19 protein-coding genes and 1 tRNA gene are annotated in these 17195 nt (G+C 65.1%); 13 read left to right on the top strand and 7 right to left on the bottom strand.

The window, feature by feature from the left end:
• Nucleotides 1–281 precede the first annotated feature (281 nt).
• The 3 genes from N2K98_RS13585 to N2K98_RS13575 all read left to right on the top strand — a co-directional run bounded on the left by N2K98_RS13585 (nucleotide 282) and on the right by N2K98_RS13575 (nucleotide 2492).
• On the top strand, nucleotides 282–881 hold the full coding sequence (locus N2K98_RS13585) for a nitrobindin family protein (RefSeq protein WP_229950060.1): 600 nt from the start codon (nucleotides 282–284) through the stop codon (nucleotides 879–881).
• 61 nt (nucleotides 882–942) lie between these two features.
• A complete protein-coding gene (gene ygfZ / locus N2K98_RS13580) occupies nucleotides 943–2034 on the top strand; it encodes a CAF17-like 4Fe-4S cluster assembly/insertion protein YgfZ (RefSeq protein ID WP_255796969.1) in 1092 nt (363 codons plus the stop codon).
• A 56-nt stretch (nucleotides 2035–2090) separates the two neighbouring features.
• Entirely contained in the window at nucleotides 2091–2492 is a 402-nt protein-coding gene (locus N2K98_RS13575; protein ID WP_255796970.1) for an ankyrin repeat domain-containing protein, read from the top strand.
• A 16-nt stretch (nucleotides 2493–2508) separates the two neighbouring features.
• Here the strand turns inward: N2K98_RS13575 and N2K98_RS13570 are convergent, their stop codons facing one another.
• From N2K98_RS13570 to N2K98_RS13550, 5 genes are all read right to left on the bottom strand, one after another.
• Nucleotides 2509–3225 carry a GNAT family N-acetyltransferase gene (locus tag N2K98_RS13570; RefSeq protein ID WP_255796971.1) on the bottom strand — a complete coding sequence of 239 codons (717 nt, stop codon included), beginning with the start codon at nucleotides 3223–3225 and terminating at the stop codon, nucleotides 2509–2511.
• Nucleotides 3226–3374: 149 nt separating this feature from the next.
• Nucleotides 3375–4406 carry a 6-phosphofructokinase gene (locus tag N2K98_RS13565; protein WP_255865000.1) on the bottom strand — a complete coding sequence of 344 codons (1032 nt, stop codon included), beginning with the start codon at nucleotides 4404–4406 and terminating at the stop codon, nucleotides 3375–3377.
• Nucleotides 4407–4477: 71 nt separating this feature from the next.
• Nucleotides 4478–4720 carry a PspC domain-containing protein gene (locus N2K98_RS13560; protein ID WP_255796973.1) on the bottom strand — a complete coding sequence of 81 codons (243 nt, stop codon included), beginning with the start codon at nucleotides 4718–4720 and terminating at the stop codon, nucleotides 4478–4480.
• Between the two features lie 76 nt (nucleotides 4721–4796).
• Complete coding sequence (locus tag N2K98_RS13555; protein WP_255865001.1) at nucleotides 4797–5180, bottom strand: hypothetical protein; 384 nt, start codon at nucleotides 5178–5180, stop codon at nucleotides 4797–4799.
• 2 nt (nucleotides 5181–5182) lie between these two features.
• Nucleotides 5183–6679 carry a PspC domain-containing protein gene (locus tag N2K98_RS13550; protein WP_255865002.1) on the bottom strand — a complete coding sequence of 499 codons (1497 nt, stop codon included), beginning with the start codon at nucleotides 6677–6679 and terminating at the stop codon, nucleotides 5183–5185.
• A gap of 134 nt (nucleotides 6680–6813) precedes the next feature.
• On the opposite strand from N2K98_RS13550, the gene N2K98_RS13545 reads away from it, so the two are divergent.
• Nucleotides 6814–8217, top strand: coding sequence for an ATP-binding protein (locus N2K98_RS13545; RefSeq protein ID WP_255865003.1), 1404 nt, complete (start codon nucleotides 6814–6816; stop codon nucleotides 8215–8217).
• A complete protein-coding gene (locus N2K98_RS13540) occupies nucleotides 8214–8876 on the top strand; it encodes a LuxR C-terminal-related transcriptional regulator (protein WP_255796977.1) in 663 nt (220 codons plus the stop codon). Before N2K98_RS13545 ends, N2K98_RS13540 begins: the two co-directional genes overlap by 4 nt.
• Before the next feature lie 6 nt (nucleotides 8877–8882).
• Here N2K98_RS13540 and N2K98_RS13535 read toward each other — a convergent pair whose 3' ends face one another.
• Nucleotides 8883–10103, bottom strand: a complete 1221-nt coding sequence (locus N2K98_RS13535; RefSeq protein WP_255865004.1) for a pyridoxal phosphate-dependent aminotransferase — start codon at nucleotides 10101–10103, stop codon at nucleotides 8883–8885.
• A 273-nt stretch (nucleotides 10104–10376) separates the two neighbouring features.
• On the opposite strand from N2K98_RS13535, the gene N2K98_RS13530 reads away from it, so the two are divergent.
• The 8 genes from N2K98_RS13530 (at nucleotide 10377) to rplL (ending at nucleotide 15612) form a co-directional block, all read left to right on the top strand.
• Nucleotides 10377–10449 (top strand) — tRNA-Trp (locus tag N2K98_RS13530).
• Nucleotides 10450–10533: 84 nt separating this feature from the next.
• Nucleotides 10534–10815: a preprotein translocase subunit SecE gene (secE, locus tag N2K98_RS13525; RefSeq protein ID WP_229950040.1), complete on the top strand. Its 282-nt coding sequence runs from the start codon at nucleotides 10534–10536 to the stop codon at nucleotides 10813–10815.
• A gap of 96 nt (nucleotides 10816–10911) precedes the next feature.
• Entirely contained in the window at nucleotides 10912–11685 is a 774-nt protein-coding gene (nusG, locus tag N2K98_RS13520) for a transcription termination/antitermination protein NusG (RefSeq protein WP_255796979.1), read from the top strand.
• A 129-nt stretch (nucleotides 11686–11814) separates the two neighbouring features.
• Complete coding sequence (gene rplK / locus N2K98_RS13515) at nucleotides 11815–12246, top strand: 50S ribosomal protein L11 (protein WP_229950038.1); 432 nt, start codon at nucleotides 11815–11817, stop codon at nucleotides 12244–12246.
• Between the two features lie 114 nt (nucleotides 12247–12360).
• Nucleotides 12361–13068 carry a 50S ribosomal protein L1 gene (gene rplA / locus N2K98_RS13510; protein ID WP_227918778.1) on the top strand — a complete coding sequence of 236 codons (708 nt, stop codon included), beginning with the start codon at nucleotides 12361–12363 and terminating at the stop codon, nucleotides 13066–13068.
• 123 nt (nucleotides 13069–13191) lie between these two features.
• Nucleotides 13192–14286, top strand: a complete 1095-nt coding sequence (locus N2K98_RS13505) for a GNAT family N-acetyltransferase (protein ID WP_255865005.1) — start codon at nucleotides 13192–13194, stop codon at nucleotides 14284–14286.
• A gap of 320 nt (nucleotides 14287–14606) precedes the next feature.
• Nucleotides 14607–15176, top strand: coding sequence for a 50S ribosomal protein L10 (gene rplJ / locus N2K98_RS13500; protein WP_227918774.1), 570 nt, complete (start codon nucleotides 14607–14609; stop codon nucleotides 15174–15176).
• A 61-nt stretch (nucleotides 15177–15237) separates the two neighbouring features.
• A complete protein-coding gene (rplL, locus tag N2K98_RS13495; RefSeq protein WP_227918771.1) occupies nucleotides 15238–15612 on the top strand; it encodes a 50S ribosomal protein L7/L12 in 375 nt (124 codons plus the stop codon).
• 113 nt (nucleotides 15613–15725) lie between these two features.
• Here rplL and N2K98_RS13490 read toward each other — a convergent pair whose 3' ends face one another.
• Nucleotides 15726–16940: an acetyl-CoA C-acetyltransferase gene (locus N2K98_RS13490; protein ID WP_255865006.1), complete on the bottom strand. Its 1215-nt coding sequence runs from the start codon at nucleotides 16938–16940 to the stop codon at nucleotides 15726–15728.
• Nucleotides 16941–17195: the final 255 nt, after the last annotated feature.

Below are 17195 nucleotides of genomic sequence, written 5' to 3'. Positions count from 1 at the left end.
ATGTCCTGCCGGGGTTTGGCCCGCAGGTCCCTGTCATGATCGAATGGCGGGAAGGAAACTGTTCCTCCCGCGCGTTAGGATGTAGCCATGGTTGCTCTCGAAATTTTCTTTATTGCCCTGCTGGGCATCACCGGCCTCGCGATGGCCGGATTCGCTGCACTGGTTATCTCCCGCCTGTACAAAGGCCAGAAGTAAACACCGGCCAGAAGTAAACACCCGGAAGAACACCGGCTCCGCCCGCCGGCACCAGCCACCCGTTACACCGAAGGACAGGTTCCACCATGCCAATGGAGATCCCCACCGATCTGACTCCGGAACTGGTACCGCTGTCCTGGCTCCTCGGCACTTGGGAAGGCTCCGGACGGCTGGGCGAGGGTGAAGCTGATTCGGAGCACTTCGCACAGAAGGTTACGTTCACCCAGAACGGCCTTCCGTACCTGCAGTACACCGCGGAAAGCTGGCTCACCGACGAGCAGGGCACCCGCCTGCGGCCGCTGGCCGTCGAGACGGGGTTCTGGGCCCTGGACCGCCCCCTGAACGACGCCGACGGCGGCCCCGGCCTGGTTCCGGCGGATATCGTGCCGGCGCTCCGCAGCGCTGATGAGGTCGAAGAGCTGCGCAATGACGCAGGTGGTTTCGATATCACCGCCACCATCGTGCACCCCGGAGGCATCGCCGAGCTGTATTACGGGCAGATCAAGGGGCCGCAGATCCAGCTGAGCACCGATGTGGTGATGCGCGGCGTGAACTCCAAGGAGTACTCAGCAGCCACCCGGATCTACGGCCTGGTCAACGGCGACCTTTACTGGCGCTGGGATGTTGCCTCCGAGGGTGAAGCCTTGAAGGCCCATGCCTCGGCAATCCTGAACAAGACCTCCTAAACATCCTCCGGTAAAGCCGGCCGGAGGAATAGGCCCGAGCCGCTAGGACGTTGCACCTGTTATGACGTATTCCAGCCCCCTGCTTTCCCGCCACGGCGCCGTTGAAGCCGGCGGCCTCGACGCCGGTACGGCCTCGCACTACGGCGATCCGCTCCGTGAACAGCGCGATCTTGCACGCGGCAGCGCCGTCGTCGACCTTTCCTTCCGCGGCGTGGTTACCGTTTCGGGCCCCGACCGCCTCAGCTGGCTGAACACGCTGTCCTCCCAGCAGGTGGCGGATCTTCAGCCCGGCGTGAGCTCGGAGCTGCTGCTGCTCAGCGTGCAGGGCCGCATTGACTATGACGCGCGGATCATCGACGACGGCGCCACTTCCTGGCTGCTGGTCGAATCCGCCGAAGCACCGGGCCTGACCGAGTGGCTGCAGCGCATGAAATTTATGCTCCGGGTCGAAATCGCAGACGTCACGGACCAGTGGGCCGTGGCCGGTGCGACGGTTGAGGTGCCGCAGTGGGAGCAGTACCTGCGGTGGACCGATCCCTGGCCGCACATTGGTGCCGGCGGGTTTGCCTACACTGCCGTGCCGGAAGATGCCCACCCCGGGCTTGAGCGGCCCTGGTACGAATACCTGATTCCGCGGGCCGGGTTCGAGGCCGCAATGGACGCCTCCGGGCGCACCTTGGCCGGCTCCATGGCTTCCGAGGCGCTGCGCATTGCCGCCTGGCGGCCGCGGCTGGGAGCGGAGACCGACGAGAAGACCATCCCGCACGAGCTGGACCTGATCCGCACCGCCGTTCATCTGGCCAAGGGCTGCTACAAGGGCCAGGAAACCGTTGCACGGGTCCACAACCTGGGGCACCCGCCCCGCCGGCTGGTGTTCCTGCAGCTGGACGGTTCGCAGCACACCCTTCCGGCCGCCGGCAGCCCGGTAATGCTGGGGGAGCGGCAGGTCGGAACCCTGACCTCCGTCGGTGCCCACTATGAAATGGGCCCCGTGGGCCTGGCAGTGGTGAAGCGGTCCGTGGATCCCTCCGTGCAGCTGGTAGTGAACGACGACGGGGAGCTCTACGCCGCCGCGCAGGAACCCATCGTGGCGCCGGATGCGGGAGCCGTGGTGGGACGTGCCTCGGGCTTCCTGAAGGCACCGCGGCGCTGACCGCAAGCTTCTTTTCCCGATTGACAGCCAGAAAAATCAATACCTCCAGGAGCGCCATGAGCACCCCCGAATCCCGCCCCCAGATCGATGATGACGTTATTGAACTCGCAGGCATGGTTTTTGATGCTGCGCGTGCAGGCGACACCGAAGGGATCCGCCGCTACCTCGACGCCGGCGTGCCCGTGAACCTGACGAACAGCTCGGGAGACAACCTGCTGATGCTGGCCTCGTACCACGGCCACGCGGAGCTGACCGCACTGCTGGTGGAACGCGGTGCGGACGTCAACACGCAGAATGACCGCGGCCAGACCCCGCTTGCCGGTGCCGCGTTCAAGGGGTACGTAGAGATTTTCCGGATCCTGGCGGAAGCGGGTGCGGATCCCGACGCCGGATCGCCCACCGGGCGGGATACCGCCGGGTTCTTCAAGCGGCAGGAAATGCTGGACCTGCTCGGCTAGGGCGGGTGCGTAGCGCCTAGGCGTTCAGGGCCACGGAGGTGCGGCTTCCGGCGGGGATGAAACCGGACCCGACTGCGGTCCTGGCGGCGCCCACGTTGTCCAGACGGGCCCGCCACTGGGGGATTAAGCCGCCTGCCATGGCGTCCTCGAGGGCCACCGAACTGATGTAGCTGCCCAGCCCGCGCAGCCGGTGGCCCGGGGCGGTCAGCACGCTCATGTCCGCCAGGATTCCGTCGGTGATGCTGTATCCCGCACCTGCCACAGGGCGTGGTTCGTCCTGGGAATCGTCCACCAGGACAAAGACTTCTTCCTTCTCCGCGAGGCCGGCCTCCGCGACGTCATCCGGAGGACACAGGCGCTCCAGGGCGACGGCGAGAGCGGGTTCGTTGCTGACGGCAAGCTCGTCGAGTGGAATGACGCTCGGGAAAGCGTCGGCGAAAAACAGCTGCTCGGCGCCCAGGACCCGTCCGCCGTGTTCCATGGACATCTGGATAAGCCCTGAATGACGGGTGAGCTGCGCGGCGCTTTGGGTCCTGGCGCGGTCGGCAGCCCATTCGGGGCCGCTGAACACCTCGGCACCGAAAAGGCGCAGGAAGCATGCTGTGTCAGCCTGTTCCTGAACGCTGTAGATGCGTTCGCCGGTGTCCGTTTCCGCCAGGGCATTATCCGCCAGGCCCAGATGGCGGGACCAGGCCAGCTGGATGATCGCGATGGTTCCCGAGTCCAGATTCATGGTTTTCAACCTACACCGCGGCATGCACACGCATGCAAACGCCCTGCCGAAGCATACGGAATCCTCAGCAAATACACAGCATGCCTGACGGAATCCGTACGCCGACGGCAGGGCGCGGCAGACGGCGGGCGGGCAGAACCCGGCCCCGCCTAGCCGAAGAGGATGGCGGCCTCGTCGTAGCGGTGCTCGGGAACGGTCTTGAGATTGCCGAGGGCCTTTTCGAAGCCCACATGGACAATGTCCGTACCGTGCAGCGACACCATGGTTCCCCACAGGCTGTCCACCACCGAATCCACTGCGGCCATGCCCAGGCGGGTGGCAAGGACCCGGTCGTAGGCCGTTGGTACACCGCCGCGCTGGATGTGGCCAAGAACCGTGGCACGGGTTTCAATGCCGGTCCGCGCCTCGATTTCGGGAGCCAGCAGTTCGCCGATGCCGCCCAGCCGCGGGCGGCCGAAACTGTCCAGGCCACGCTCCGAGTGCGGCATCTCCATATCCGTGGTGACGAAACCTTCGGCCACAACCACCAGCGGGGCACGGCCGCGGTCGCGGGCATCGCTGACCCACTGGGAGATCTGTTCGATGCTGACCGGGTGCTCGGGAATCAGGATGGCGTGGGCACCGGCTGCCATGCCGGAATGCAGGGCAATCCAGCCCACATGCCGGCCCATGACTTCAGCCACCATGCAGCGGTGGTGGGATTCACCGGTGGTCCGCAGGCGGTCACAGGCCTCCGTGGCAATCTCCACTGCGGTATCGAACCCGAAGGTGTAATCGGTGGCATCAAGATCGTTGTCCACGGTCTTGGGCACGCCGACGATTCTCAGGCCGGCGTCCGTAAGCCGCTGGGCGGCTGCGAGGGTGCCTTCACCGCCAATGGCGATAACGGCGTCGATCCCGAGGCGGTCCAGCGTGGCCTTGATCTTCTCCGGCCCGCCGTTCGGACCTTCAAACGGGTTGGTGCGGGACGTCCCGAGGATCGTCCCGCCCTGCTTGGAAATGCCGCGGACACGGGAGCGGGGCAGGTCCATGATGTCGCCGTCCACCACGCCGCGCCAGCCGTCACGGAAACCGACGAACTCGATGTCCTCGTATTCCTTGATGCCTTTGAGGACGGCACCGCGGATCACCGCGTTCAGCCCGGGGCAGTCCCCTCCGCTGGTGAGGATACCGATCTTCATGTCATTACCCCTGGATCTGCTGGCGGTTGTTAGGTCCTGGCTTTGATTCTAGCCAGCAGATCCGTGGAGGACTAAGCGCGGGGGCTCACCAGGCGCTGCAGGATGATGGTTCCGTCCGTCTTCGGCAGCAGCAGCCATGCCACGACGTATGTGCCCAGGCCTACAAACGGCAGCAGGAAACTGAGGAGGACGCCGATCCGGACCAGGGAAACATCCCACCCGTAGGTTGCGGCAAGGCCGGCGCAGACTCCGCCGACCCAGCCCCTCTGCCTTTTAACCGGGGAGGAGCGCACGATGCTGAAGAACTTTTCCATGTACTAAGCCTTATCTGATGGTGTTGAAATAGGGAAATACCAGTGCCGGTCCGCGGATACGGTGACCGGGTCCGCGTCAGCGGGAACGGCTGCGCTGAAGGCCGGAAAGGAACCCGCCCAGCAGGAGCGCCAGCCCCGCACCAAGGGTGAGGCAGAGGACCAGCAGGACGGGATCCACCGAAAGGTTCACGGTGTTCACCAGGAGCAGGAGGACGGCCAGGACAGTCAGGACCAGGCCCCACACCACCGTGCCTACCTGCAGTGCGCGGGGCGGAACGGCGTCGGGGGAGTCATGGGTATCCGCCGCCGGTGCAGCGGCGCCGCGGGGGGCCACCGGTCCTGCTTCGGTATTGGCCGGACCCGGGTCTGCGGCTGCCGGCGGCATCTCCCGGTCCGGGGCTTCGTAACTTTCGGGCCCGTACTGGCGGCCCAGATAGTCCCTCTCGTTGTCCTGTTCCATGGCTAGAGATCGCTTTCTTCAGTCGTGACTAGTACGTTGCCCGCGAGTCCGCGGACGTCAATGGTGATCCGGTCTCCGTCGGCGCCGTCGTTAAGGGTGCGCTCGTCGGACGGCTGCCACAGTCCGCTGTATTCCCGCCGGTCCGCCCCGTCGTTTACCTCGACATTTCCCGCAGCCATGCCGAACCGGATGGTTACCGGCGCGTCGTCGGGAACGAGGATGGCGAGGTTCCCGGCGGCGACGCTGGCCGGGACCTCGAAGTTCCCCGAAGTCTCGGTTTCGCGGAGGTCAACTGTCCCGTTGGCGGCGATCACGGTGTAGCCGCCGCCTGCCTGGGCAGCGTCGCGGGGCACCCAGTCCGCGTTGCTGGCCACCAACAGGTTGTCGTTGACCATGCTGCCCTGGGTCAGGAGGGAGGCGACGAGTGCTGCCACTGCCGCCGTGCCGATCCCGCTGGAGTGTCTGCCGACCACGCCCAGGATCACGATGCCGAGGCCCAGGACGGCAGCGGCCGCCGCCAAGGCAACGGAAAGCGGTGCGGCCAGGGCAAGGACGTTGACGTAGTCCAGGGCGAGGACCGTTCCACCTGCCAGCAGGGCGGCACCGAACAGGGCCGCGGCGAAGGACCCGGGGGCTCCCGGGACACGTTTTGCCTTAGCGGCGCGTTCCGCGTTCTGCTTTGAATCGGGTGCCGGCGACGGAGCCGGTCCGGCGGGGGCGGCAAATTCGTGGGGTACAGCAGTGAAGGGGACCGTGCTGCCGGCAGACGGGGAACCGGCCGGGGCGGTGCCGGTGGCGGCAATGCCCGGTTTGGCAAGCGATACGGGCTTCCCGGGGGCTCCCGAAGCGTTGGTACCGGTGGGAGGAGCGGAGGCGGTGGTACCCGGGTCGCCGGACGCATCCGCGCCGGTTGCCTGGCCGGAAAGATGGAACCGGCCCTTGCCCGTGGAGAACCAGTACACAGCGGCCACGCCCGCGCCGATCCAGAACAGTGTCCAAACGACGGCGCCGAACCAGCCGTCTGCGCCGAGGAAGGAGGCACCGGGACCGCCCATTCCGAGGATGGCGAAAATGAGTGCTCCGGTCATGCCGGATGTCCAGTCGCCGCGGATCGCTTCTTCGAGATGGATCCGGCCGTCCGGTTCCGGGAGCAGCGCCCAGGCGACTCCGTAAACCAGTAACCCGATACCAAAAGCGCCGAGGACTATGAACAGTCCGCGGACAAGCACGGGGTCCAGCCCGGTGCGTGCCGCGATCCCGGTCGCGACGCCGCCGAACCACCGGTCCCCGCCGCGCGGGATGCCAAGGGATCGGACCCAGTGAAAGAAACCGCTGTGGAATCCGCCGGATGACGGTGCGCCGGTTCCTCCCGCGGCTGAACCGGTGTGCGTGGAGCCGTTGCCTGCCGCATGGCTGCCCGCGGGGGCCGGCCCATGTTCAGCGGAAGGTTGCGCTGCGGGGTCTGGGGCCCCGGAATCAGGGGATGGGGAAGGGTTCATGCCTCCAGTCTTCTCCGGCTGCAGCCATCCTGCATCAGGGACTACCCTGACCCGCCCCTGAACGGCCCCTGAAGATCGGGAATTATTGCCGTCAGGGCCGGTGTACGGCGGCTTCCCCGTGTTTGGATAGGTCCATGAGAGAACCCTTGGTGCGTCCCCGCGAACGGATCATTGCCGGCGTCTGCGCCGGGCTGGCCGCGCACTTGGGCTGGCCCGTGAAGCTGACCCGGATCGTTATGGCCGTGCTGGTGCTTGGCGCTGGAAGCGGCTTCATCCTCTACGGGTGGCTGTGGATCATGGTTCCCACTCAGGAGGAGCAGGAGAAGAAGGAACAGGTATCCGCCAACCCGCGCAGTATCGCCGAAAACTACGCGAGGCAGCTTCGGGAAGGTGCAGTCCCCACCCCGCAGCCGGGTAAGACCGGGCACCGGGAGGTTGCGGCGGGCCTTGCCCTGCTGCTGGTGGCAGCGGCCTTTATTGCCCAGCGGTTGGGTGCCAACCTGAACTGGGGGCTGTTTGTTCCCGTCGCCGCCATCGCCGGCGGCGCGGTGCTGGCATGGATGCAGCTGGACGAGAGCCGGCGGGCCGGGCTGATGAACAGTGCCGGAGCTGACCGGGCCTCAGGGCTGATCCGCCTGGCGGCGGGCCTCCTGCTGGTGGTCGCCGGTGTGCTGGTAGTGGTCTCGGGCGCGGTGAGCTGGGATGTCCTGATGTCGGGGCTGCTGGCCTCCGCCGCGGTGCTGGCCGGCGTGGCACTGGTGTTCACTCCGTGGGCGATAAAGCACTGGCGGGACCTGGAAGCCGAGCGGTCCGGACGGATTCGGCAGACGGAGCGGGCCGAAATTGCGGCCCACCTGCACGATTCGGTCCTGCAGACCCTGGCCCTGATCCAGAAGCGCGCCGGGTCCGAGCAGGACGTCATCCGCCTTGCCCGCGCCCAGGAAAGGGAGCTGAGGCAGTGGTTGTATTCCGACCGTGCCCGGGCCGAAGACCACCTCGTGGAATGCATGCGCCGGATTGCAGCAGAAATCGAGGACGCCTACGGCCACCCGATTGAGCTGGTGGCAGTCTCGGACGCCGCGCTGGATGAGCGGACTGAAGCTCTGGCCTCCGCTACGCGGGCTGCCATGCTGAATGCCGCCCAGCATGCCGGCGGCACGGTTTCGGTCTATGTTGAATGCAGGCCGGAGCAGCTTGAAGTCTTTGTGCGGGACCGCGGCTCCGGATTCGACCTGGATGCCGTGCCTGCTGACCGGATCGGCGTGCGGGGATCCATCATCGGACGGATGCAGCGTGCAGGGGGCAGTGCGGCTATCCGCAGCACTGCCGACGGCACGGAGGTCCGGCTGGTGCTGCCGCTGCCGAAAGGCACGGAAAACGGTTCCCGTGACGACGTACCCGGGGCAGCAAACAGCACGGGCAACGGCAGCACTGGCAACGGCAGCCCACGGAACGGCAGTACGGCAGACGCCGGCGCAGCACAGAAGATCCCCTCGACGGATAACCGCGTATCAAGCAACGGAGCACAACCTCAATGACAATCCACCCCTCGCCGCCGATCGACGTCGTCGTGGTTGATGACCATGCCATCTTCCGCTCCGGGCTCCGTGCGGACCTCGACGCCCGCATCAACGTGGTGGCGGAAGCGGACAGCGTCGAAACCGCGGTTGCAGCGATCACGGCCCGGCGTCCCGCCGTCGTTCTCCTCGATGTCCACCTGCCCGGCGGCAACGGCGGCGGCGGAGCGGAAGTGCTGGCGGGGTGCGCCGGGCTGCTGGGAGTGACCCGGTTCCTGGCGCTGAGCGTCTCCGATGCCGCCGAAGACGTGGTCACGGTCATCCGGGCCGGTGCCCGCGGCTACGTCACCAAGACCATTTCGGGTCCGGAGATTTCCGACGCCGTCCTGCGGGTGGCCGGCGGTGACGCGGTGTTCTCGCCGCGCTTGGCGGGATTCGTGCTGGACGCCTTCGGCACGGCGAGCGTGGCTGCAGTGGATGACGAGCTGGACCGCCTCTCGGCCCGTGAGCTCGAGGTCATGCGGCTGATCGCCCGCGGCTACAGCTACAAAGAGGTGGCCCGCGAGCTGTTCATTTCCGTGAAGACGGTGGAAACCCACGTTTCCTCGGTGCTGCGCAAGCTCCAACTCTCCTCACGCCACGAGCTCACCCGCTGGGCCGCGGACCGCCGGCTGCTCTAGCAGTCCTTACCGGCCCTTGCCGAGGAAGTCCTGCAGCCGCTCCATCCCGGTGGCGAGGTCTTCGTCGCCCAGGGCGTAGGAGAGGCGCAGGTAGCCCGAAGGGCCGAAGGCTTCACCCGGAACCACTGCAACCTCAACGGTGTCGAGGATCAGTGCCGCCAGCTCGGCCGAAGTCTGCGGCCGGACGGGGCCTTCCTTGCCCGGGAACTCGCGCCCAAGCAGGCCGCGGACATCCGCATAGGCGTAGAACGCGCCTTCGGGCATGGGGCATTCGACGCCGTCGATCGAGTTCAGGGCCGCCACCATGGCGCGCCGGCGCCGGTCAAAGGCCTGCTTCATCTCGTCCACGGCCGTCAGCGGTCCCGACACAGCGGCCAGTGCGGCCATCTGCGACACGTTGGACACGTTGGAGGACAGGTGGGACTGCAGGTTGGTGGCGGCCTTGATGACGTCAGCCGCAGCAATCATCCAGCCGACCCGCCAGCCGGTCATGGCGTAGGTCTTGGCCACGCCGTTCAGCACCACAACCTTGTCGCCCAGCTCCGGTGCCGCAGTGGCGATCGAGGTGAAGGGCACGCCGTCGTACGTCAGGTGCTCATAGATTTCATCCGTGATGACCCACAGCCCGTTCTCCGCTGCCCAGCGGCCGATTTCGGCCACCTGTTCCGCGGGGTACACGGCACCTGTGGGGTTGGAGGGGGAAACGAAGAGCAGGACCTTGGTGGCTGTGGTGCGGGCGGCCTCAAGCTGCTCGACGCTCACCAGGTAACCCTGCTCCGGGCCGGCGAAAACCTCTACCGGAACACCGCCGGCGAGCCGGATGGCCTCCGGGTACGTGGTCCAGTAGGGGGTGGGAACCAGGACTTCGTCGCCCGGGTTCAGCAGCGTGGCGAAGGATTCGTAGACGGCCTGCTTGCCGCCGTTGGTCACCAGGACCTGGGCCGGGTCGACGGCGTAGCCGGAGTCCCGCAGGGTCTTGGCGGCAATGGCCTTCTTGAGCTCAGGGAGCCCGCCGGCGGGGGAGTAGCGGTGGAAACGCGGCTGGCGCGCGGCGTCGACGGCGGCGTCGACGATGTAGTCCGGGGTGGGGAAATCCGGTTCACCCGCGCCGAAACCGATCACCGGGCGCCCGGCGGCCTTTAATGCCTTGGCCTTGGCATCCACTGCGAGGGTTGCGGACTCGGCAATGGATGCGATGCGCTCTGAAATACGGCCGGTGGAAGACATGGGATTCCCGTCTGGTGTGTGGCGGCGGCTTACGTTGGCCGCGTCGGTCCTGCCGGACGACGGCGGCGTCCCCCCAGTTTAGGCGCTCGGAATCCCCGCCGCAGGTCAGCGCGGCACTCCGTGGACAGGGCCGGTTCGACGGGACGGCAAAGTTTGCGTAGACTGGTTCTTCGGTGGTTGAGCACACCACGCTGCTTTGTGCCTTTCGGTCGGGGAAATAGTCTCCGGTTCGTTGCGGCTACAATGGTGGCGGTAGGGTGAGTTTTCCTCCATAGGGTAGTGGCGCAATTGGTAGCGCAGCGGTCTCCAAAACCGCAGGTTGCAGGTTCGAGTCCTGTCTGCCCTGCGCAGAACTGTCATTTCCGGCAGCTCAGCAGTCCTTCATGGAATGAGCAGTCCCAGCACCTGCTGCGATTGTGAACCGACACAGATGAGTGAGGCGAAGGTGACCGAGACAGCTGCCAGCAGCTCCAAGGGACACCCCTCCAGCGGGCCCAAGAAGCGCGGGTTCTTCGCCGGTATAGCTCTCTTCCTGCGCCAGGTGATTGCCGAGCTGAAAAAGGTGGTCACCCCCACCCGCAAGGAACTGCTGAGGTACACCCTCGTTGTCCTCGCGTTCGTGATGGTGATGATGCTTATCGTTACGGCTCTCGACTTTGCCTTTGGCAAGGGCGCACTGTGGATCTTCGGCTCGGGCGGCGGCGAAAGCTAGCCAGAGACCTAAGGTTCCGTCCGCTGGACGTTGAACCGGAGACCATGAGCTAGTGACAAACCCGATAGTGCTCTGAAGAAGAAAGCAGGAATCTACGTGTCCGAGCAAGAACTCGAATCACAGATCAATGACAACGCTGATCTGGATACCGAGGATCAGATGGCCGCAGCCGACGTCGACGAGGCGCCCGCTGCTGTTGATGCTTCGGCAGACGAAGAAATCGCATCCGAAGAGGCTGCCGATTCCGCAGAAGACGCTGAGCCCGAGGAAGATCCGGCTGTTGCCTTCAAGGCAAAGCTGCGCCGCCAGGAGGGTGACTGGTACGTCATCCACTCCTACGCCGGCTACGAAAACCGCGTGAAGTCCAACCTTGAGACCCGCATCCAGACCCTGGACATGGAAGAGGACATCTTCGAAATCCAGGTCCCGATGGAAGAAGTCGTCGAGATCAAGAACACCACGCGGAAGATCGTCAACCGCGTCCGCATTCCCGGCTACGTCCTGGTGCGCATGAACCTCACCGACGAGTCCTGGGGCGTTGTCCGTCACACTCCCGGCGTCACCGGCTTCGTGGGCAACGCCCACAACCCGACTCCGCTGAGCCTTTCCGAGGTGTACTCGATGCTCGAGCACACCATCGTTTCCCCGAAGACCGAGGCCGGCAAGCCCGCACAGCAGCAGTCCTCCAACATTGCCGTTGACTTCGAGATCGGCGAGCCCGTAACGGTCAACGAAGGCCCGTTCGAAACGCTCCAGGCCACGATCTCCGAGATCAAGCCCGAATCCCAGCAGCTGGTGGTCCTCGTGACCATCTTCGAGCGTGAAACGCCGGTAACCCTCGGCTTCGGCCAGGTCACCAAGCTCCAGTAGCTTATAGATTTCGCTGTCCGCAGGTCCGCTTTAACCTGCAGGCAGCGTCCGGCCGCCAAGCCATGGCGGCCACCACCCCGGACGGACGCTCCTGTCCTTCGGGAACATAATTTAGAGAAGGACCCTTTCATGGCCCCCAAGAAAAAGGTCACCGGCCTCATCAAGCTGCAGATCAACGCAGGTGCCGCCAACCCGGCTCCTCCGATTGGTCCGGCACTTGGCCAGCACGGTGTCAACATCATGGAATTCTGCAAGCAGTACAACGCTGCAACGGAATCCCAGCGCGGCAACGTTATCCCGGTGGAAATCACCGTCTACGAAGACCGTTCCTTCACCTTCATCACGAAGACTCCTCCGGCTGCACAGCTGATCAAGAAGGCCGCCGGTGTTGCCAAGGGTTCCGCGACCCCGCACACCTCCAAGGTTGCCAACCTGACCCAGGCTCAGGTCGAAGAGATTGCCACCATGAAGATGGAAGACCTCAACGCCAACGATGTTCAGGCAGCTGCCAAGATCATCGCCGGCACCGCCCGTTCGATGGGCATCACGGTACAGGGCTAAGTCCCCGTACTCGTTTCACAATTCACATAACTGCCGCCGCCCCTGACGGGCGACGGCGCGTGGCAGGGCCCGGCGCGGTCCGACAGACCACAACTGCACAAGGAGAAAAAGCAGATGGCAAAGCGCAGCAAAGCATATGAAGCAGCTGCAGCCAAGATCGATGCGGACAAGCTGTACGCACCGGTCGAGGCTGTAGAGCTGGCGAAGGACACCAATCCTTCCAAGTTCGACGCAACCGTTGAGGTGGCTTTCCGCCTGGGCGTTGACCCCCGTAAGGCCGACCAGATGGTCCGCGGCACGGTCAACCTGCCCCACGGCACCGGCAAGACGGCCCGCGTCCTCGTTTTCGCAACCGGCGAGAAGGCTGAAGCAGCAATCGCTGCCGGCGCCGACTTCGTTGGTTCCGATGACATGATCGAAAAGGTTGCAGCAGGCTGGACCGACTTCGACGCCGCAGTGGCTACCCCGGACATGATGGGCAAGGTCGGCCGCCTGGGCCGCGTGCTCGGCCCGCGTAACCTCATGCCGAACCCGAAGACCGGTACGGTTACCCCGAACGTGGCGAAGGCTGTCACGGACATCAAGGGTGGCAAGATCGACTTCCGCGTCGACAAGCACTCCAACCTGCACTTCATCATCGGCAAGGTGTCCTTCGACGCCCAGAAGCTGGCTGAGAACTACGCAGCAGCACTGGAAGAGGTCCTTCGCCTCAAGCCGTCGGCAGCCAAGGGCCGCTACATCTCCAAGGCGACCGTGTCCACCACGTTCGGCCCGAGCATCAGCGTTGACCCGAACGTCACCAAGGTTCTCGCCGACGCATAGTCAGCAGTAGTACCTGGGGATTGCTCCCCCGAAGAGCGGTCGCAGCCTTAGGCTGGGGCCGCTCTTTTTGTTTCCGGGTGTCAGCTTTTGGTTCCGGGGAGTCCGTACGGCAGGATGTGGTCCATGACACAAACTCCGGTCTCCATTGACCCGATTGCCGTTCCGGACAGCCTGGACGCACCGGGGGCGGAGGATTTTCTCACCGTTGCCGAGCTGCTGAATGCCCAGCTGCGCGAGTTCTGGGGCAATGACGACTTCTACGGCCCGCCGCAGGCCCAGCTGGCGGGCCGGCGCAGCACGGAAACCCGTCGGCGCGAGATCCTGGCTGCCCGTCCCGGGAGGGGGCCCGGGGGACCGATCGTGGGTGTGGCCCTGGTCAACCTGCCGCTTACGGACAACCTCCATACCGGGACCGTCAACGTGGTCGTGGCTCCTTCGGCCCGCAGCCAAGGGGTCGGGACACAGCTCTATGCCGCAGCCGAAAAGCTGGCAGCGGCGGATAACCGCCGGATGCTGATGGCGGAGACGGACCATCTCCTATCCAGTGACACGGCTGGACCGGTCACCGGCACGGCGTCAACGATCCCGCAGGACGCCGCAGCCGCATTTGCCACAGGGCTCGGATTCCGGCTGGAGTTGGTGGACCGGATCAGTCGGCTCGAGCTGGGAAGCACTGCCGCCGGTGCAGCTGTGCTGCAGCAGGCCGGGGCGGCCGCGGGTGCAGGGTACGAACTCGAGTTCTGGAGCGGCGCCTGTCCGGAGGACCTCGTGGAGGCCTACGCGCGGCTGCGGCAGAAGATGAGCACCGATGCACCAATGGGCGGGCTGGACCTTGCGGAAGAAGCCTGGGATGAAGCCCGGGTGCGGGAAGCCGAGGGCCTGGCCCGCGACATGGACGCCGAGGTGCTGGTCAGCGCCGTCCGGCATGTTGCCACCGGTGAACTTGCCGGCCACACCGTCCTGGAGGTTTTCCGCAATAACCCCGCCGTGGCTTACCAGGACGACACCCTTGTTCTGGAAAGCCACCGGGGGAACCGGCTGGGCATGCTGCTCAAGGCAGCGAACCTGGTCCGCCTCCGGGAAGTGGTTCCCCAAGCCCTCAGGGTCTACACCTGGAACGCCGAGGAAAACCGCCACATGCTCTCCATCAACGAGCAGCTGGGGTTCCGGGCCATCGGTTACTCCGGGGAGTGGCAAAAGGAGCTCTCTGCCCGCTGACATCCGGGTGCGGCTGCAGACCGTCCAGGCCCCGGCAGGGGGATTTGTTCCCTGCCGGATTCTCCCGTACTCTGGAACTACCAAAGACCGTCGGTCGATGTGCATTCAATCCCACCGTAAGGCTGAACCTTCAGCCCTCCACGTGTGGAACCCGGTTGGAGAAACATCCGAAAGTCCCTTGATAGGGCGGCCTGCGCAGGTGAACGAACTGAACTCCGGAACCCCAGTGTGTCCGTAGAGTGAAGCCCCGTGCATCTGCCCGGGGCGTTTTTTATGTTCGGGACCCGATCCACCGGCACTATTTCCCCGGAAGGAGGGTTATGGCAACGCCAACAAAGGTGTCAGCAGTCGAGGAAATCACCACCGATTTCAAGGAATCGACCGCTGCTGTCCTAACCGAATACCGCGGGCTCACCGTTGCACAGCTCAAGGAGCTGCGTCGTTCGCTCGGCCAGGACACCAAGTACTCGGTCGTAAAGAACACCCTGACTGGCATTGCAGCCAAGGAAGCCGGCATCGACGCGTTCGAAGGCCAGCTTGCCGGACCTACTGCAATTGCCTTCATCAAGGGTGACGCAGTTGCAGCTGCAAAGAGCCTGACGGATTTTGCAAAGACCAACCCGCAGCTCATCATCAAGACCGGTGTCTTCGAGGGCAATGCCCTGGATGCCTCCGGCGTAGCCGCACTGGCTGCCCTTGAGTCCCGTGAGTTCCAGCTTGCACGCGTCGCCGGTGTCCTCAAGGCACCGATGTCCATGCTCGCCCGCACGGCTGATGCACTGCGCATGAAGCTTGAAGAGGAAAGCGGCGCCCCCGCTGCCTCCGCTGCAGAAGAGGCTCCGGCCGCTGCAGAAGAAGCTCCGGCAGCAGAAGCAGCCACCGAAGAGTAAATCCTCTTCTCCATCAATCTCCGGTGCCTGCGTGCACCAACTATAGGAAGGACGCCACACCATGGCGAAGCTCACCAACGAAGAGCTCATTGAAGCTTTCAAGGAACTGTCCATCATCGAGCTCTCCGATTTCGTGAAGCTCTTCGAGGAGACGTTCGACGTCACCGCTGCTGCTGTTGCAGTTGCCGGCCCCGCTGCCGGTGCCGCTGAAGCCGCTGAAGAGAAGACCGAATTCGACGTCATCCTCGAAGCTGCCGGCGACAAGAAGATCGCAGTGATCAAGGAAGTTCGCTCCCTGACCTCGCTGGGTCTGAAGGAAGCCAAGGACCTGGTTGACAGCGCTCCGAAGGCCGTCCTCGAAGGCGCCAACAAGGAAGCCGCTGACAAGGCCAAGGAAGCTCTCGAAGCTGCCGGCGCCACCGTCACCGTCAAGTAGTTTTTACTGCCTAACCGCATAAAAACGCTTTACAAAAGGCTCCGTTCCGCAAGGAACGGGGCCTTTTGTGTTCTACCTGGAGGGGTCGCTCCGGGGCAGTTGCTCCGGGGCGGTTACGCCTCTTCGCGGTAAAGCAGCAGCGCCTCGCCCTGCCCGCCGCCGCCGCAGAGCGCGACGCCGGCCCGGCCGGATCCGCGCCGGGCAAGCTCATGTGCCGCCGTGAGGGCCAGGCGGGCGCCCGAGGCGCCGATCGGATGCCCGAGCGCGATGGCTCCGCCGTGCACGTTGCACTGTTCCAGGTCCATGCCCAGTTCATTCAGGGACTGGACCGCCACGGCGCCAAAGGCCTCGTTGATCTCGATGAAGTCCAGGTCCGAGGTGCTCCAGCCGGCCCGCCCGAGAGCGGCGAAGAGGGCATTGGAGGGCTGGGAATGCAGGGTGTTGTCCGGTCCCGCCACCTGTCCGGGAAGCCCGACGGCGGCGAGGACGTTCAACCCGTTGGCTTCGGCATAGTCCCGGGTCGTGACGATCAGGGCTGCCGCGCCGTCGGACAGGGGAGAGGAGTTGCCCGCCGTGATGGTTCCTTCGGAATCGAACGCCGGACGGAGGCCCGCCAGCGTCTCCACGGTGGTGTTGGGCCGCACGCCCTCGTCCGAGGTAAGGACAAGGGGCTCTCCGCGGCGCTGCGGCACCGTCACGGGAACGATTTCCGCGTCGAAGACTCCCGCCGCCATCGCCGCTGCCGCACGCTGGTGCGAGGCAGCTGCTACTTCGTCCTGCTCCAGGCGCTTGATGGCCAGTTTCGTGTTTCCCCGCTCGGTGGAGATACCCATGGAATCGTTGTCGAAGGCATCAGTGAGCCCGTCGTGGGCCACCGAATCCAGTGCGGAGATGTTGCCGTAGTTCCAGCCCTGCCGGGAACCGGGAAGCAGGTGCGGCCCGCGGGTCATGGATTCCTGGCCGCCGGCCACCACCACGGTGGCCTCGCCGCCGCGGATCAGCCGGGCGGCATCAATCACCGCAGCCAGGCCGGACAGGCAGACCTTGTTCACGGTGACTGCCGGGACGTTCCAGCCGATACCGGCTTTGATGGAGGCCTGGCGGGCGGGGTTCTGGCCGCAGCCGGCCTGCACCACATGACCCATGATGACGGAGTCGACATCCGCGGCATCGACGCCGGCTTTATCCAGGGCGCCCTTGATGGCAAACGCGCCGAGCTCGACGGCCGTGAAGGCGGACAGCTGGCCGTTCAGGCGGCCCTGGGGCGTACGTGCGCCCCCGACAATAACCACTTCGGGAACGGAGGTGCTTATGGGTGCGTTAGTCACTCGTGCATCGCTTTCGTCGGTGTATTCGTCATTGAAGACAGGGATAAGGCTACGCCACCCCGGCGCGCCGGGGGAGAGCGCCGTCACAGGGGTCCGCGGCACCGCACACGATGCCGGCAAGCATAAAAGCGCCGTTGTGCGGTAAGGTATCTGTATCCGATGCGTGAACGGTGCGCCGGTGCAGCCTGTAGCTCCCCCTCGATTCCGGGATTAGACCGGGATTGATCCGGGATAGTCACCCGGGAATCCGATCCC

It is taken from the genome of Arthrobacter jinronghuae (assembly GCF_025244825.1).
In the GTDB taxonomy this organism is placed as follows: Bacteria; Actinomycetota; Actinomycetes; order Actinomycetales; family Micrococcaceae; genus Arthrobacter_B; species Arthrobacter_B jinronghuae.
Note: the sequence above shows the minus strand (reverse complement) of the source record. Positions and strands in the feature narration are given on the sequence as shown.

Coding starts and splice junctions, on each gene's coding strand:
- N2K98_RS13585 (WP_229950060.1), top strand. CDS start 282: ATGCCAATGGAGATCCCCACCGATCTGACTCCGGAACTGGTACCGCTG.
- ygfZ (WP_255796969.1), top strand. CDS start 943: ATGACGTATTCCAGCCCCCTGCTTTCCCGCCACGGCGCCGTTGAAGCC.
- N2K98_RS13575 (WP_255796970.1), top strand. CDS start 2,091: ATGAGCACCCCCGAATCCCGCCCCCAGATCGATGATGACGTTATTGAA.
- N2K98_RS13570 (WP_255796971.1), bottom strand. CDS start 3,225: ATGAATCTGGACTCGGGAACCATCGCGATCATCCAGCTGGCCTGGTCC.
- N2K98_RS13565 (WP_255865000.1), bottom strand. CDS start 4,406: ATGAAGATCGGTATCCTCACCAGCGGAGGGGACTGCCCCGGGCTGAAC.
- N2K98_RS13560 (WP_255796973.1), bottom strand. CDS start 4,720: ATGGAAAAGTTCTTCAGCATCGTGCGCTCCTCCCCGGTTAAAAGGCAG.
- N2K98_RS13555 (WP_255865001.1), bottom strand. CDS start 5,180: ATGGAACAGGACAACGAGAGGGACTATCTGGGCCGCCAGTACGGGCCC.
- N2K98_RS13550 (WP_255865002.1), bottom strand. CDS start 6,679: ATGAACCCTTCCCCATCCCCTGATTCCGGGGCCCCAGACCCCGCAGCG.
- N2K98_RS13545 (WP_255865003.1), top strand. CDS start 6,814: ATGAGAGAACCCTTGGTGCGTCCCCGCGAACGGATCATTGCCGGCGTC.
- N2K98_RS13540 (WP_255796977.1), top strand. CDS start 8,214: ATGACAATCCACCCCTCGCCGCCGATCGACGTCGTCGTGGTTGATGAC.
- N2K98_RS13535 (WP_255865004.1), bottom strand. CDS start 10,103: ATGTCTTCCACCGGCCGTATTTCAGAGCGCATCGCATCCATTGCCGAG.
- secE (WP_229950040.1), top strand. CDS start 10,534: ATGAGTGAGGCGAAGGTGACCGAGACAGCTGCCAGCAGCTCCAAGGGA.
- rplK (WP_229950038.1), top strand. CDS start 11,815: ATGGCCCCCAAGAAAAAGGTCACCGGCCTCATCAAGCTGCAGATCAAC.
- rplA (WP_227918778.1), top strand. CDS start 12,361: ATGGCAAAGCGCAGCAAAGCATATGAAGCAGCTGCAGCCAAGATCGAT.
- N2K98_RS13505 (WP_255865005.1), top strand. CDS start 13,192: ATGACACAAACTCCGGTCTCCATTGACCCGATTGCCGTTCCGGACAGC.
- rplJ (WP_227918774.1), top strand. CDS start 14,607: ATGGCAACGCCAACAAAGGTGTCAGCAGTCGAGGAAATCACCACCGAT.
- rplL (WP_227918771.1), top strand. CDS start 15,238: ATGGCGAAGCTCACCAACGAAGAGCTCATTGAAGCTTTCAAGGAACTG.